The sequence below is a fragment of the Nocardia heshunensis genome (assembly GCF_054782115.1).
The window spans coordinates 140,001-154,850 of sequence record NZ_BAAGTC010000025.1; the positions used below are offsets into that span (position 1 = coordinate 140,001).

The window sequence follows — 14,850 nt, forward strand, 5'->3', positions numbered from 1 at the left end:
GGCATGTCAGGCCGGTGTCAGGTCCGTATCAGGGCGGCTGGCCAAAGTAAGCGGCATGAACAACACAGCAATCGCCGCCTCCGGGTTGCGGAAGTCCTACGGGGACAAGAAAGTTCTCGACGGCATCGACCTGAACATCGCGGCCGGATCCATTTTCGCCCTGCTCGGCCCGAACGGCGCGGGCAAGACCACCACCGTCAACGTGCTGACCACGCTGGCCCAGGCCGACGGCGGCACCGCCTCGGTCGCCGGATACGACCTGGCCACCCAGGCCCGCTCGGTGCGCGCCTCGATCGGCGTCACCGGCCAGTTCGCGGCGGTCGACGATCTGCTCACCGGCGAGGAGAACCTGCGCCTGATGGCCGATCTGCACCGGTTGAAGGGTGCCGACGCCAAGCGGGTCGTGGCCGGACTGCTCGAGCGTTTCGAGCTCACCGGCTCGGCCGGTAAGCAGGCTTCCACCTACTCCGGCGGTATGCGCCGCAAGCTGGATCTGGCCATGACGCTGGTGACCCGGCCGAACATCGTCTTCTTGGACGAACCCACCACCGGCCTGGATCCGCGCAGCCGCCGGACCATGTGGGACATCGTGCGGGAGTTGACCGCCGACGGCGTCACCATCTTCCTGACCACCCAGTACCTCGAAGAGGCCGATCAGCTGGCCGACCACATCGCGGTGCTCGATCAGGGCCGCATCGTCGCCGAGGGCACCGCCGAGGAGCTCAAGCGCCGGGTGCCCGGAACCCATGTCCGCCTGAGCTTCACCCAGCTCGCCGACCTGGACGCCGCGGCCGCCATCCTGCCGACCGCGACCCGCGACGAGGACGCCCTGGCCCTGCGGGTGCCGGGCAGCACCGGCTCGAAAGCCCTACGGGCCCTGCTGGATCGGCTCGCCGACCACAACCTGGAGGCGGACGACGTCTCCATCCACACCCCCGATCTCGACGATGTCTTTCTTGCCCTGACCGGGCACGCCACCACGGAGGCCGAAGCATAATGAGCACCCTCGCCACCCCCACCACCGTCGCCCCCGCCACCGTCTCCGGCGCACTGTCCGACTCGATCGTCATGCTGCGCCGCAACTTCAAGCACATCGCCCGCAATCCGGTCACCATCTTCAACGCGGCGCTGATGCCGGTCGTGATGATGCTGATCTTCGTCTACGTGTTCGGCAGCGCCTTCAGCGTCGGCGGCCACTACGTCGACTACGCCACCCCCGGCATGATCCTGCTGGCCATCAGCTACGGGCTCTCCGGCACCGCGGTGTCGGTCAGCTCCGACATGGCCAAGGGCGTCATCAACCGGTTCAAGGTCATGAGCGTCTCCCGGGGCGCGGTGCTGACCGGCCACGTGGCCGCCACCATCGTCACCAATGTGATCGCCATTGCCGCCGTCATCGGTGTGGCATTCGCCCTCGGGTTCCGTTCGCCCGCCTCGGCGGCGGAGTGGCTGGGCGCGATCGGCGTCATGCTGGCCACCTCGTTCGCGGCCTCCTGGCTGACCGTCGCGCTCGGCATGGCGGCCAAGACCCCGGAATCCGCGGGCATGGCCGTGGTGCCGCTGATCATGCTGCCCTTCCTGAGCAGCGCGGTCGTGCCCGCCGACAAGATGGGCCAGGGCGTGCGGCAGTTCGCCCAGTACCAGCCCTTCACGCCGATCATCGAATCCCTGCGCGGGTTTCTCACCGGACACCCGTCGGGCGGCTACACCGCCGCCGCGCTGGCCTGGTGCGTCGGGTTCACGGTCGTCGGCTACTTCTGGTCGCGTGCCACGTTCAACAAGCGGACGTAATCAGTCCGCGAAGGCGGCCTCCGCCAGCTCCTGCCAATTCGATTCCGCACCAACCTTGGTCGCCTCGGTGAAATCCACTTCACCGAGGCGACTTCGTGTTTCCCGCTCGATGCGCTCCACCTCCGGCTGGGAGCGGTCGGGCATGCCGCGCACCGCGGCACTGGCGGCCAGCAGCCGCGCCGCGAGTTCGTTCCGGTCGTCGCGCAGGGCCAGATCAGCAATGCCGACGAGGACCTTGGCCAGCAGGGGAGCGGCCGCCTGTTCGGAGACCGCGCCCAGCGCGGTCTTGCGGTGTTTCCGGGCCTCGGCCGGGCTCTCGGCGAGATACCCGAGCAGATCGTGGATGCCCGCGTTGAAGTACGCCTGCTCGACACCGGTGCCGACATGCGTTCTGGCGACAGCGATCTGGCGGTGCGCCTCGGCGGCATCACCGCCCCAGTAGGCGAGTTCGGCTCGCGCCAAGGCCAATTGGGCCAGGGAACTGGGCCAGGAGGTGCGGTCGACCCAGCGCTGCGCCTCGGCCAGTGCCGCCGCGCTGCCCGCCGAATCGCCCAGCAGCCAGAGCAGTTGGGCCTGCCGCGACCGCATCCGGGCGATGTCCTCGCTGGCGCCGATCTCGGTGACCACCTCGATGCCCTGGTCGAAATACTCGACCGCACGGGCGAATTCACCCCGCATGGCCAGCCGCTCCGCGAGTTCGGTGAGCGCGAACGAGATGCCCCAGCGTTCACCGATGGCCCGGAACTCGGCCAGCGATCGTTCCAGCTGCTCGTCCACCTCCGGGCCGTCCTGGCCCAGCACCACCCGCATCTTGCCCAGTTGCAGCCGCGCCAGCGCCCGCACCCAGGGATCCGCGTCGGTGAGCAGCGCCTCGAAGGCGGGCAGGATCTCCTCGGGGCCGTGCAGCGTGCGCTCGAGGGCGACGACGAAGGCCAGGGCCGGATGGCGGTCGCCGTCGTGGCTGCTCTGCCCGTGCCGACTGGCCTTGGTGATCCACTCCTCCACCGCGAACTGGTCGGTCAGACCGGTGGTGCCGAAATGCACGACCAGCCCGTAAACCGTTGCCAGCGTGTGGTCATCGACCTCGCCGGGCAGCTCGGCGGCGGCGGTGACCAGCTCCATCCCCTCGGACTTGTGCCCGCCCAGCCACCAGTACCACCCGGCCGCGGCGGCCAGGCGGGCCGCCCCGTCGGCGTCCTGCACGGCCAGCGCGCCGCGCATGGCGGCGGCGATATTGTCGTGATCGGCGTCGAGGGTGAGCAGCCACTCCAACTGGGCGCCCCGGCGCAGCAGCGGATCCGCGGTCGCGGCGAGGGCGGTGAAGTACGCGAGATGCGCCCGGCGCGCCGAATCCGCTTCGCCCGCTTCGTCGAGCCGCTCCCGGGCGTACTGATGGATGGTGCCGAGCATCCGGTAGCGGTCCTCGGTGGCGACCAGCAGCGATTTCTCGGTGAGGGCGGTCAGCAACTCCAGCACCTCCCACTGCTCGACCGTGTCCCCGGTCTCTACCAGGTCGGCGCAAACCTGTTCGGCCGCTTCCAGACTCGCGCCGCCCGCGAAGATCGACAGCCGGCGCAGCACCGTGCGCTCGGCCGCGCCGAGCAGCTCCCAACTCCAGTCGATCACCGCGCGCAGGGTGCGATGCTGCGGGATCGCGGTGCGGCTGCCGCCGGTGAGCAGGCGGAACCGGTCGTCGAGCCGGTGCGCGAGCTGTTCGAGGGACATGGTGCGCAGTCGCGCGGCCGCCAGCTCGATCGCGAGCGGAATCCCGTCCAGCGCACGGCAGATGCGGGCCATGGTGGCGAGGGTGGCGGCGTCGGAGCCGAGGTCCTTGCGCACCGCGCCAGCCCGGTCGCGCAGCAGTTCCACGGCGGGGGAGGAGGCGATCGCGGCCGGGTCGTCGGTGGCGGGCAGGCTCAGCGGTTCGACCTGCCACAGCGCCTCGCCGGTGATGCCGAGCGGTTCCCGGCTGGTGGCGATGATGCGCAGGCGACGGCATTCGCCGAGCAGCCGGTGCGCGAAGGCGGCCGCGGCCTCGATGATGTGCTCGCAATTGTCCAGCACCAGCAGGGTTTCGCGGTCCCGCAGGGCCGCGACGAGGCGGTCCATGGGTTCGGCGTTGGGGCCGCCGCCGAGCAGGGCATCGCGCAATCCCAGTGCGGTGAGCGCGGATTGGGCCACATCGTCGCCGATCCCGAGCGAGGCCAGTTCCACCAGCCACGCCCCGTCCGGCAGATCTTCGAGCAGGGTCTGCGCGGTTTCCAGCGCCAGCCGGGTCTTACCCGAGCCGCCCGGACCGGTGACCGTGGTGAGCCGATGGTGCGAGATGAGATCGCGCACGGCGGCGACATCGGCGTATTTGCCGACATAGCTGGTCAATTCGGCCCGCAGATTGGTGCGGCGGTCCTCCTCGGCCTGCGCGCCCACCTCGCCGCGCAGCAGCGCGACGTGCAGCGCGGACAGGTCCGCCGAGGGGTCGACGCCCAGCTCGTCGGCCAGCGTCTCGCGGGTCTGCTGGTACACCGCCAGCGCCTCGGTGACCCGGCCCGCGGCGGCCAGGGCCCGCATCAGGGCGGCGGCGAGCCGCTCCCGCAGCGGATTACGGGCCACCAGTTCGGTCAGTTCGGCAATCAGCCCGGGGCCGCGGCCGAGACCGATCTCCACCTCGTACAGGTCGTCCTGGGCGGCCGCACGCAGCCCCTCGAGGCGGGTGATGGCGGCCTCGAAGGCCTCGTTGTCGCGCATGTCGATGTCCTGCATCGGCGTGCCGCGCCACAATTCGAGGGCCTCGCGCAGGGCGTCGGCGCGGCGGGCGTCGTCACCGCCGCGGGCCTGATCCAGCAGCTGCTCGAACCGCACGGCATCGACGTCGGTGGGTTTCACTGTCAGCCGGTAGCCGCCCGCCTCCACCCCGATCGCGCCGTCCGGCAGCGCCCGGCGCAGCCGGGACACCAGCGCCTGCAAGGCATTCGCGGCGTCGGCGGGTGGCTGCTCACCCCAGATCCAGTCGACCAGCGTCGATTTCTGCACCGCGCGTCCGGGCTCCATGGCCAGCGCGACCAGCAGCGCGCGCAACCGGGCGCCCGGCACCTCGAGCAATCCGCCGTCGGTCTTCCGGATTTCGAGTGGTCCAAGCATCCCGATCTGCACCCGGACATTCTGCCGTGATGAGAGCGGGCGTGTCAGATCGGTGTCAGGTCGGTATCAGCGCCGGCGGCGACAGTGGTTCTCACAACGACCGCAACACCATCCCCGAGGAGCCAGTCATGCCCGCCTTCCAGACCTCCGCGCCGATCGCCGTCACCGTCGAGATCCTGTCCGGCCACGTCACCGTCGACGCCTCCGACCGCACCGAGACCGTGGTCGAGGTGCGCCCGGCCGACCCGGCCAAGAAGGGCGACGTGCGCGCCGCCGAGCTCACCCGGGTCGACTTCGCCGACGGCGTGCTGACGGTGAAGACGCCCAAGCAGTGGCGCACCTACACGCCCTTCGGCGGCAACCCCTCGATCGAGGTGACCATCGCGGTGCCCACCGGTTCGCGGCTGACCGGCAGCGCGGGCGTCGGCAGCATCCACGGCACCGGCGAACTCGGCGAGACCGCACTGGAAATCGCCGTCGGCGAGATCGTCGTCGACCGCCCGGGCGGTTCGGTGACCGCGAAGGCCGCCAAGGGCGACATCCGCATCGGCGCGGCCGTGCGCGGGGTCATGCGGCTGGAGACGTCCATGGGCGAACTCGAGGTCGGCATCGACCCGGGCAGCGCGGCGCGGCTGGAAACCAACGGGCAGGTCGTGCACAACCAGCTGTCCCCGGTCGTGGCGAGCGTCGACACGGTTCAGGTGATCGCACGAAACACCATGGGCAACATCATCATCCGGCATGCGGCGTGAGGCGCCGGGTGAGCCGGTCCCGGACCTCCGGCCATTCCTCCGCGATGATCGAGAACAGCACGCTGTCGCGCAGCGTGCCGTCCTCGCGCCGGAACTGACGGCGCAGCGTCCCTTCGTATTTCGCGCCCAGGCGCGCGATCGCCTGCTGCGAGCGCTGGTTTCGGACATCGGTCTTCAACTGGACCCGGCCCACCCCGAGCGTGTCGAAGGCGTACCCGAGCAGCAGCAGCTTGGCTTCCGGATTCACCGTGGTACCCCACACGGCCGGGGTGTACACGGTGAATCCGATCTCCAGCCCGGCATCACGCGCCCGGACATCCAGGTAGGCGGTGACGCCCACGATCGCCCCGGCGGGCACGCCGGCCACCTCTCGCCGGGTCCGCACCGTCCACAGCTGCCAGTCCGTCAGCGAATTCAGTTGCCGCAGCAGGTCTTCGAACTCTCGCTCGTCCGCGTACCGCTTCGGCACATGCGACCAGGCCGCGTCGTGGTCGAGCGCCCGGAACAGTTCCGCCGCGTCCGCCGCCGGATCGACGGGGGTCAGCTCCACCGTCTCCCCGCGCAGCTCCGTTCCTTCCGGCACCGGCCACGTCATCTCCGGCCACACCTCGTCCTCGGGCCGGGGATCGGGAACCGGCTGAAAACGCGGCGGTTCCAAGGTCTCTCGCAGGTCTGACGACGTATCGGGCGACATGCGGTCAGACTAGTGACCGTTCGGGTGCCAGGCCGCGGGCGACAGGTCGTACGGGGTCGCCATCCAGCGGTTGGACGGTGGCGAGAACAGCAATCCGAGCACGATCAGGGCAAGCAATCCCAGGGGGTACCCGAGTGCGGGGTGACCTCTCATGATGGTCAGCCAGGCCAGACCGAGCAGCAGAATCTGCGTGATCGTGGCGACCGTGCGCGGCCACCAGCGTCCCCTGATCAATTCGATCCCGGAGAACAGCACCGCGGCGGCCAATCCGATGAGCAGGGCCGCGCCGGTGAGATTCCCGGCGTGCGGGGAGCCGGACCGGGTCACCAGCTGCCAGGCCACCCGAATCGTCGCCGCCACCCCGACCGCGCCCTCGGCGGCGACCAGTGCCCCGGCCGTCCGTACCACCGCTGGAGTCCCGCCCCGAGGGACGGGCATCTGCTGGCCCATCGCCCCAGCCTAGGTCAGGCGGGTCATCACAAGGTCACCGTTGACCGACGAAACGCTGTCGGCCCGGCGCAGTCACGGCAGCTCGGGATGGTGCCGCCAGGACGGGGTCCAGTGCTCGGTGCCGGGGGAGTCCGACCGCCGGGCCGCCAGGTAGGCGCGGAGTGCGGGCAGGGCGGGATGCGGATTGCCGGTGCGCCAGATGATCGACAGCGGGTAGATCAGCGCCGGGCGGTGGATCGGTATGCGCCGCAGGTCGTAGCTGTCCGGCCACAGGAAGCGGGTGTCCGCGCCGACCAGGGTGGCCAGCTCGGGTGATTCCGAGATCTCCTGCAGCAGTGCTTCTTTGGAGAAGAGTGGGCGCAGCACGTCGATGGTCAGCCCGAAGGCGGCGGCGAGTTCGGCGAAGTAGTCGGCTACCTCGCCGCCGGTGGGCAGCCCGGGCATCCATACCCGGTGTCCGGCGAGTTGGGCCGGTGTCACGGCCGCCGCGTCGGCGAGCGGGTGGCGGGGGCCGACCAGCAGTTCGTGGGGTTCCTGGATCACCGGTGTGGACTCGATCGCCGAGGGCAGCCGCCGCTGCGGGGTGACGGCGTGGAAGGTGGCATCGATCGTGCCGTTCTCGACGGCGGCGATCGCCGCGTCGGCATCCCCGTCGAGGGTCACCACCTCCAACCCGATGTCCGGATGGGCGCGGTGAAAGTCCTGCAGCAAAACGGAAGTGACGATGCGCCGGTTGACGACGTCCACGCGCAGCGCCCGCCGCCCCGGCCGCACCGCCGCCGCCGCGCGCTCGGCGACCCGCAGCAATTCCCGCGCGTGCGGCAGCAGCGCCCGCCCGTCGGCGGTGAGGTCGGCGCCGCGCGCAGTCCGCGCGAACAACCGCACACCCAGGTCCCGCTCCAGGGCCGCAATGCGCTTGGACACGGCCTGCTGGGTGATCGACAGCGTGAACGCGGCCTCCTGGAACTGTCCGGCCTCCACCACCGCGACGAAGGTGCGCACGCCGTTGATTTCCACCCGGTAACCCTATCGACGGAAGATGATCTTTCCGTGCGAGAACCGGTTACAGTCACGCCCGTGAAATATCTACTGGGCTGCGCCCTGGCCCTGTCGTTCGCCGTGACGGGTTCACCGGCGGCGCAAGCGGATTCCGCACCTACCTGTACCGATACGCCGAACGCCTACACGCCCGGCTGGCAAACCGGGTGGGCTTCCTATCAGGCGGCGCAGAAGAGCCCGTCCTCCGGACAGTCGTCGCGGACCGTCGATCTGCCGGTCACCATCAATGCGCCGCTGGCCAAGGTGTGGTCGGTGTACTCGAATCTGCGCAACGACATCGGGCGGCATCCGTTCCTGCAGGACATCATCATGCACAAGACCTGCACCGACGGTGTCACCACGACCAACGACTTCACGGCGTTGGAGAACGTGCCGATGGGGTCGGTCGACTATCCCGCGAAGACGCAGGGTGAGCAGACGCTGCATCCGGCCGACCGCTACTACACCACCAACAGCTACGACGATCCCGGCGTCATCACGCAGCAGAAGATCTCGTTCACCGACAACGGCAACGGGAGCACGACGGTGGTCGAGCACATCACCTTCACCGCGAACGCGCTGCTGCTGTCCTACACCGCGGACAACGGCATCTCGTCGCATCAGGCGTACCAGGCGGCGCTGAAGCGCGACATCGAGAACGGCACGCTCTGACGCTCGCGTCGGGGTCGATGTCGACGCTCGCGGTGGAATAGGCGCAGGTGGGCCGGGGTGATGAGCTCCGGCCCCTGGGGGTGGCGAGGGGAACCGGGCGTTCGCTTGCCTTCAAAGTGAAATAAGGATATTTTCCTTTACCTGTCTGGTGCTGTGTCCCGCGTCACGATCGCTGCCGGATGTGACCTGGCCGTCGCACGATGAGGATTGTTTCAGCAATGACGCTCACCTTTACCTCGGAACCCGAATCACACACCGCACCAGTGGTTTTCGCGTGGCGTGGCGTCCTGCTGATCTCCGGCCTGATCACGCTGGTCTGGTCGGTCTCCGCGGCCCGGTTCCAACTCGCCGGTGACGAGCTGTACTACCTCGCGTGCGGTCGGCGGCTGGCGGTCGACTACGTCGACAACGGTCCCGCGATCCCGCTGATCGCCCGGCTGTGCGACCTGATCGCCCCCGGGTCGGTGCTCGCGCTGCGGATTCCCGGATTGCTGCTGCTGATCGCGGTATCGGTGCTGGCGGCCGCCGTGGCCTTCGAATGCGGGGCCCGGCCGCGCTACCAATTCCTCGCCGCGGCCGGCTATGCCGCCTCACCGTTCGTGGTGGCCTTCACCGTCCTGGACAGCGTCGCCCTCGACGTCGCCCTGCAGGCCACCATCGTCTGGCTGTTCGTGCGCTGGGTGCGCACCCGCCGCGATCGGCTGCTGATCGGCGTCGGCGTGGTCGCGGCCATCGATGTCCAGGACAAATGGCTGGTGCTCATGCTGGCCGCCTGTCTCGGCTTTGGCATGCTCGTGGCCGGACCCCGCGAGATCTTGCGTAGGCCCGCACTCTGGCTGGGGCTGCTGATCTTCGGGCTGGCCATGACCCCCTCCCTGCTCTGGCAGGCCCACCACCATTGGCCGCAGTTGGCGACCAATGCCGCCATCGCCAAGGAGACGGCGGGCAGCGACGGCGGGCAGTGGGGGACCGTGGCCGCGATCATGATCACCACCGGATTCCTGGGCGGCGGACTGGGTGTGCTGGGCCTCTACGGCCTGGCCCGGTCGCCGAAGCTGCGGCCGTACCGGTTCGTGCTGGTCGCGGGTCTGCTGATGATCGTGCTGGTGGTCGCCGAGCACGGCCGGTCCTACTATGTCGCCGGAATCGTTCCGGCGATCTTCGGTGCGGGCGCGGCGACCCTGTCCGGCCTCCTCGAAACCGACGGCGCCCGAGCGGGATTGCGGCGACTGTTCACCGGCCTCATCGTCGCCTCCGCCGTGCTGACCGCGGCGCTGGCGACGCTGCCCTACCCGCGCAGCTGGATCACCGTGCCGAACAACGGCTATGGGGGTTTCCTGCAGCACTACGGCAATGACGACTGGGCCGATCTGGCCGACGCGGTGCACGGGGTGGCGATCGGTCTGCCGCCCGCCGACCAGGCCGACGCCGTGGTCGTCACGGAGGCCTACAACGAGGCCGGGGCGCTCGACCATTACCGGCGGTCCCAATGGATTCCGCCCGTCTACAGCCCCAATCGCGGCTTCGGCGAATTCGGTCCGCCGCCGGACTCGGCCCGCACCTTCCTGTACGTCGGCTACAACGACGCCCCGGAACAGCGGGCCTTCCTGGCCGCATTCGCCCATGCCACACCGGTTCTGCAGATGGACAATCCGCTCGGCATCGCCGGGCAGAACCACCACGTGACCGTGTGGATCTGCCGTGATCCGCTGGTTCCGATGTCCATCGCCTGGCCGAAACTGACCTACATGATCGTCCCGCCGGCTTCGTGAGCGAGGGTGTGATCCGCACGCTATTTTCTGTCGTGGAGGAATTGCCTTGATCAAGAACAAATTCGGAGCGGTGCTGCCGCTTCGGCTGGCGGCCATCGTCGCCGTACTCGCGGCGGCCGGTGCGCCCGGCGTCGCCGCGGCCGACGAACCGACTCCGGCCGCGGGTCGCACGCTCGTGGTCATGGGCGACTCGTTCGCCGCGAACCCGCCCTGCGACGGCGTGCTGGTGAAATGCGACGGCAACGGTGACGCCGCCGCCCACGAATGCCTGCACCGCGACACCTCCTGGCCCGTGCAGCTGAGCACCCTGATGGGTGTCGAGGCCGCGGACTTCGAGAACGCCACCTGCACCAACGCTTCCATCGACAGCGGGCCGGTGACCGCTAGCGGCCAGCAGGTGCCGGGCCGCGACGGCTACACCCTGGCCCAATTGGCCATCAAGGCCGCCAAGGACGGGGCATTCGGGCCGCGCACCAAGGTGGTGGCGATCCAGCTGGGCGCCAACGACGAATGGCCGCACGACTCGGCCACCACCGCCGACGCGCCCGCCCAGTTGACCTGCGCGTTCAATCTCGCCCAGGGCTGTGACGCCGACGCGGTGACGCAGGGCCGGTGGCCCGACCTCAACGCGGTCAACGGCGCGGCCTACGCCGACCGGGTCCGCAAGGTCGTCGACTACGTGAAGTACTACGCGCCGAACGCGAAGATCGAGCTGGTCGGCTATCCCGAACTGGCGCCGGCCGGTTCGAGCGACTGGTGCCTCGACGTGCTGGGCGTGTTCCGCTACGTGCAGGCGCGCGGCAGCGCCATCAACGAATTCTGGAACAAGGTCGACGACGCCGAACGCGATGCGGCCCAGCTGCTTTCGATCGACTTCGTCGATGCCCGGACGACCACGGCCGGACACGGGCTGTGCTCGGCGGATCCGTGGGTGCTCGGCGCGCTGGATCCGAAGGTGAACCTGGTCGGCCTGCCGTTCCATCCCTCACCGCGGGGCGATGCCGCCGTGGCGGGTGCGGTGTACAGCCGTATCGGCTAATAGCACGACCCGCTGGCCAAGCGCCTGAATACCTCGTCCCAATCATCCGGGGTCAGGTAGAACGGCCGTGCGATGTGATCTCGCATGCCCTGGATGCCGCCCGGGAACGTATCGACCTGCTGCAGAAAACCCTTGCAGCTTCCTCGAATGGCGGCTTCGTGGACATCCGTCGTCGGAACTTCCTCCGAAGGACTCGGCTGCGTGGGCGCAACCGGCTGCGTCGGGGCCGGAACGGTCCGTGTGGTCGTGGTCGTGGGCGGCGGCTCGGTGGTGGTGGACGCAGGGGTCGGCGGTGTGGATGACGCTGCCGGATCAGGGGTTCCGGCGGTGGAGGTGAGAAGCGGGGCGGCGGTCGGTGACGTGGTGGCCGGGCGCGTTGCCGTAGATCGGGTTGTGGTGGTGTCGGTCGCGGCGGTGGTGTGGTCATCGTGGTCCGTCAGGATGACGGCCGTTGCTCCGCCGATCATGACGACAATCGTGGTTATGGCGGCTGCCCAGATCCAGGCCGTTCGGGATGCGGGCGGACGTGGGCGCGCCGGTGCGGAATTCCACTGTGGAATCGCTTGTTGTGGAGCCTGATACGAGGGAGCCGGGCCGACTACCGCGAGCAGCGCGCCGCGGGCAGCCGGATCGGCAGCACCTGTCCCGCAGCGATTTCCAGCCCCGCCGCGGCGGTCGCCGTCGTCCCGAACGCGAGGCCCAGCAGCCAATCGCCCCCCACCACATACCTCCTGGACGGTCGTCAAACCGCCGATCAGTATATGCAGCAGTTCATCCCATCCCCTGGGACGAATGTGTCAAACATTTGTTATAAACATTCGTATGAACGCGAATCTCGACGCGATCGCCGCTGAGCTGATCGCTGAAACCGTTGCACTCTAGCTGATTTCAATCATCAGCAAGGGGAACACTCGTGCGTGTGGGCGGGTTGCCCAAGGCATGACTCTCGGAATTGCGCTTGCCGCAACGAATGCGGAGAACTATGTCGACGCGGTGGTGGCCCAGGCTCGGGCGGTGCACGAATCCGGTGTCGGCTCGGTGTGGTTCGGGCAGCGGATGGACTACGACTCGCCCGCGTTGGCCGCCATCGTCGGGCGTGAGGTGCCCGGATTGCAGGTCGGCACGTCGGCCATTCCGGTGGTCGGACGACATCCGCTGATCGTCGCCGCGCAGGCGCAGACCGCGCAGGCTGCGACGCACGGGCGCTATCACCTGGGCTTGGCCGTCGGCTCGGCCTTCGTCGCCGGTGCGTTCGGTACCCCGTTCGATCGACCGATCGCCCGCCTGCGCGAATTCCTCACCGCGATAACGCAATTGCTCGAGACCGGCACCGCCGACTTCCACGGCGAACTGTTGACCGCCACCCCGCCCTGGCCGACCGCGCTGCCGGGAGCGCAGCCGCGCCCACCGGTCCTGGTGGCGGCGATGGGACCGCAGGCATTGCGGGTCACCGGCGAACTCGCGGACGGCATTCTGCCGTTCCTGGCGGGTCCGAAGGGCCTGTCCGGGCACATCGTCCCGGCGCTCACCCGGGCGTCGACTCGTCCCCAGCGTGTGGTCGCCTTCGTCCCCGCCGTGGTCACCGCGGATGTCGAGGCCGCCCGCGCGCAAGCGCTCGAGCGGCTCTCGTTCTACGAGCAGGTGCCGTCCTACCGCCGGACCATCGAACTGGAGGGCGCGTCCCGGGCAGGGGAACTCGCGCTCATCGGTGACGAGGAAACCGTCGCCGACGGGATCCGCCGCTACTACGCGGCCGGAGCCACCGAAGTCGTCCTGACCAGCACCGACCTCGGCAGCCCCGCCGACGAGCGCCGAACCTGGGCCCTGGCAGGCGAACTCGGCGGCCTGGGTTAGACGCGGTCGAGAACGCTGCCGAGCGGGTCGATCACCAGGCGTGAATCGGTGGCTTCGACCTTCACCTCGTAAATCTGCTGACCGTTGAGGGTGGAGTCGATGAACTGGCCGAGTTCGGCGTTGTCGGGGTTGCGGGGGTCGGCGGGGCGCAGGTCGAGTGCGCCTTCGAGGCCGCGCGGGTTCTGGTCGAGTCCTTCGCCGCGGGGGAGCAGGCGCAGTTGATCGGTGGTGTAGAGGGCGATCGGGTAGGCGTGGCCGGTGGGGGAGGTGAGGGTGACGGCGTGTTTGGTTTGGGCCCAATCGAAATGGTCGACGGCCAGGGTCCAGCCTGCCGGGAGCGCGCCACGGAAGGACAGCTCGCTCTCCGGTGCCAGCGTGAGCGAGGACTGATCGACGGCCGGGTTCGCGGCCAGAATGGACTGCCGCAGTGGCTGATTCGTCGCCGTGAACTGCCAGTCCGGGGCGGCGAGATCCTTGAACCAGTAGCCGGTGACGCCGTCGCGGCGGCCCTCGACGCGCAATTCCCGGTTCTCCACGGCGGGTCCGCTGTCGTGCACGGAGATGCGGCCGGTGATCTCGCCGGGGATCTTCGGTTGCGCGATCCAGTCCTGGGCGGGCAGGGCGATGGCGGCGTACTGCGGGTCGAACCGTTCCACCAGCTGGTTGGGCGCGGACGGCTTGTTGCCCTGCTCCTGCCAGGTGTAGCGGCCCGGAATGTGGTTGGCCCCGGCCATATCCAGGTCGTACTTGCGGGTGTACATGTCGCCGTAGCGGTTCATGACGAAGGTGACCGAGCCCGAGACCGACAGCGACTGCGAGATGAAGCGCCCGCCCAGCGGTCCGCCGATCTCGTAGCTGCGGTCCGGGGGTAGCCACGGGTCCTGATAGACGATGCGTGATCCGTCGCCGGTGAGGCTGACCAATTCGACCAGCCCGGCGGTCGTCGGATGCCGATTCCCTTCCGCGTCATCGAAACTCGTCGACATGCGATGGCTGATCGCCCAGGTTTGCGAGGGCAGGTCCGCTGCCGCGACCCGGTCGCCCGGCCACAGCCAGATGGGTGCGCCGTAGGAGTAAGTCCAGTTCCACAGCAGCGGACCCGACAGCAGATTGTCGAGCGAGTAGATCCACCCGTTCGCGTCCGCGGCCACAAGCATGTTGTTGTTCAACGACATTGCGACGATCTGCCCGCTCAGGCAGCCCGGCGTGGCAACCGCCCGCCACGGACCGCCCTGACCCCGTGGACGCGCATACAGCGCACCCCCACGGAGCGCTACCTCGACGACGTTGTTGAAACCCTGTGTGGTGTCCCGCAATTCCACTGCCGGAGGGAAATCCAGCCCCGCCGGTGCGAGCGGCAGATCATCGAACTCCGACGGGCCCTTGATACTCGGCAGCGGCAGGAACAGCCCCGGCAGCGGCGGAATGATCTGCAGCGTCCCGATCTCGGGCACACAGCCCAGCGGCCGCGACTGCGCATCGGGATCGGCGCCCGCCGTCGGCATCCCGGCCACCGCCAGCACGCAGCCGACCACGAACACGACCCGCACTCCGCCCGCCCAGCGTCCCATCCGCACACCGCTCCTCTACCCGGGAATCTCCATCCCTACGGCGCGTACCGTAGCCCGCCGCACGCCCCGAACGGTGAAC

Annotated in this window: 14 protein-coding genes; 7 read left to right on the forward strand and 7 right to left on the reverse strand. The window is 69.1% G+C overall.

Annotation, left to right across the window (positions count from 1 at the left end):
* Positions 1 to 55 precede the first annotated feature (55 nt).
* On the forward strand, positions 56 to 997 hold the full coding sequence (locus ACYVN4_RS40105) for an ATP-binding cassette domain-containing protein (protein WP_460728621.1): 942 nt from the start codon (positions 56 to 58) through the stop codon (positions 995 to 997).
* Positions 997 to 1,791, forward strand: a complete 795-nt coding sequence (locus tag ACYVN4_RS40110; RefSeq protein WP_460728623.1) for an ABC transporter permease — start codon at positions 997 to 999, stop codon at positions 1,789 to 1,791. The genes ACYVN4_RS40105 and ACYVN4_RS40110 overlap by 1 nt, the downstream gene beginning before the upstream one ends.
* On the opposite strand, the gene ACYVN4_RS40115 is transcribed toward ACYVN4_RS40110, so the two are convergent.
* The gene (locus ACYVN4_RS40115) at positions 1,792 to 4,929 is read right to left on the reverse strand and encodes a BTAD domain-containing putative transcriptional regulator (RefSeq protein WP_460728625.1); all 3,138 of its coding nucleotides are present in this window, start codon (positions 4,927 to 4,929) and stop codon (positions 1,792 to 1,794) included.
* 128 nt (positions 4,930 to 5,057) lie between these two features.
* Here ACYVN4_RS40115 and ACYVN4_RS40120 point away from each other — a divergent pair, with 128 nt between their 5' ends.
* Positions 5,058 to 5,681: a DUF4097 family beta strand repeat-containing protein gene (locus ACYVN4_RS40120; RefSeq protein WP_460728627.1), complete on the forward strand. Its 624-nt coding sequence runs from the start codon at positions 5,058 to 5,060 to the stop codon at positions 5,679 to 5,681.
* Here ACYVN4_RS40120 and ACYVN4_RS40125 read toward each other — a convergent pair.
* The 3 genes from ACYVN4_RS40125 to ACYVN4_RS40135 form a co-directional block, all read right to left on the reverse strand.
* Positions 5,662 to 6,375, reverse strand: coding sequence for a GNAT family N-acetyltransferase (locus ACYVN4_RS40125; RefSeq protein ID WP_460728629.1), 714 nt, complete (start codon positions 6,373 to 6,375; stop codon positions 5,662 to 5,664). The genes ACYVN4_RS40120 and ACYVN4_RS40125 overlap by 20 nt on opposite strands.
* 9 nt (positions 6,376 to 6,384) lie before the next feature.
* On the reverse strand, positions 6,385 to 6,825 hold the full coding sequence (locus ACYVN4_RS40130; protein WP_460728631.1) for a hypothetical protein: 441 nt from the start codon (positions 6,823 to 6,825) through the stop codon (positions 6,385 to 6,387).
* 72 nt (positions 6,826 to 6,897) lie between these two features.
* On the reverse strand, positions 6,898 to 7,842 hold the full coding sequence (locus tag ACYVN4_RS40135; protein ID WP_460728633.1) for a LysR family transcriptional regulator: 945 nt from the start codon (positions 7,840 to 7,842) through the stop codon (positions 6,898 to 6,900).
* Between the two features lie 60 nt (positions 7,843 to 7,902).
* Here ACYVN4_RS40135 and ACYVN4_RS40140 point away from each other — a divergent pair, with 60 nt between their 5' ends.
* The 3 genes from ACYVN4_RS40140 (at position 7,903) to ACYVN4_RS40150 (ending at position 11,346) form a co-directional block, all read left to right on the forward strand.
* Complete coding sequence (locus tag ACYVN4_RS40140; RefSeq protein WP_460728635.1) at positions 7,903 to 8,535, forward strand: hypothetical protein; 633 nt, start codon at positions 7,903 to 7,905, stop codon at positions 8,533 to 8,535.
* Between the two features lie 218 nt (positions 8,536 to 8,753).
* A complete protein-coding gene (locus ACYVN4_RS40145) occupies positions 8,754 to 10,307 on the forward strand; it encodes an ArnT family glycosyltransferase (protein ID WP_460728637.1) in 1,554 nt (517 codons plus the stop codon).
* Between the two features lie 46 nt (positions 10,308 to 10,353).
* The gene (locus tag ACYVN4_RS40150; RefSeq protein WP_460728639.1) at positions 10,354 to 11,346 is read left to right on the forward strand and encodes an SGNH/GDSL hydrolase family protein; all 993 of its coding nucleotides are present in this window, start codon (positions 10,354 to 10,356) and stop codon (positions 11,344 to 11,346) included.
* Here ACYVN4_RS40150 and ACYVN4_RS40155 read toward each other — a convergent pair.
* Both ACYVN4_RS40155 and ACYVN4_RS40160 read right to left on the reverse strand, forming a co-directional pair.
* Positions 11,343 to 11,813, reverse strand: a complete 471-nt coding sequence (locus ACYVN4_RS40155; RefSeq protein ID WP_460728641.1) for a hypothetical protein — start codon at positions 11,811 to 11,813, stop codon at positions 11,343 to 11,345. The genes ACYVN4_RS40150 and ACYVN4_RS40155 overlap by 4 nt on opposite strands.
* A gap of 131 nt (positions 11,814 to 11,944) precedes the next feature.
* Entirely contained in the window at positions 11,945 to 12,067 is a 123-nt protein-coding gene (locus tag ACYVN4_RS40160; protein WP_460728643.1) for a hypothetical protein, read from the reverse strand.
* Positions 12,068 to 12,285: 218 nt separating this feature from the next.
* On the opposite strand from ACYVN4_RS40160, the gene ACYVN4_RS40165 reads away from it, so the two are divergent.
* Positions 12,286 to 13,200, forward strand: coding sequence for a TIGR03564 family F420-dependent LLM class oxidoreductase (locus ACYVN4_RS40165; protein WP_460728645.1), 915 nt, complete (start codon positions 12,286 to 12,288; stop codon positions 13,198 to 13,200).
* Here ACYVN4_RS40165 and ACYVN4_RS40170 read toward each other — a convergent pair.
* On the reverse strand, positions 13,197 to 14,771 hold the full coding sequence (locus ACYVN4_RS40170; protein WP_460728647.1) for a hypothetical protein: 1,575 nt from the start codon (positions 14,769 to 14,771) through the stop codon (positions 13,197 to 13,199). The genes ACYVN4_RS40165 and ACYVN4_RS40170 overlap by 4 nt on opposite strands.
* Positions 14,772 to 14,850 lie beyond the last annotated feature (79 nt).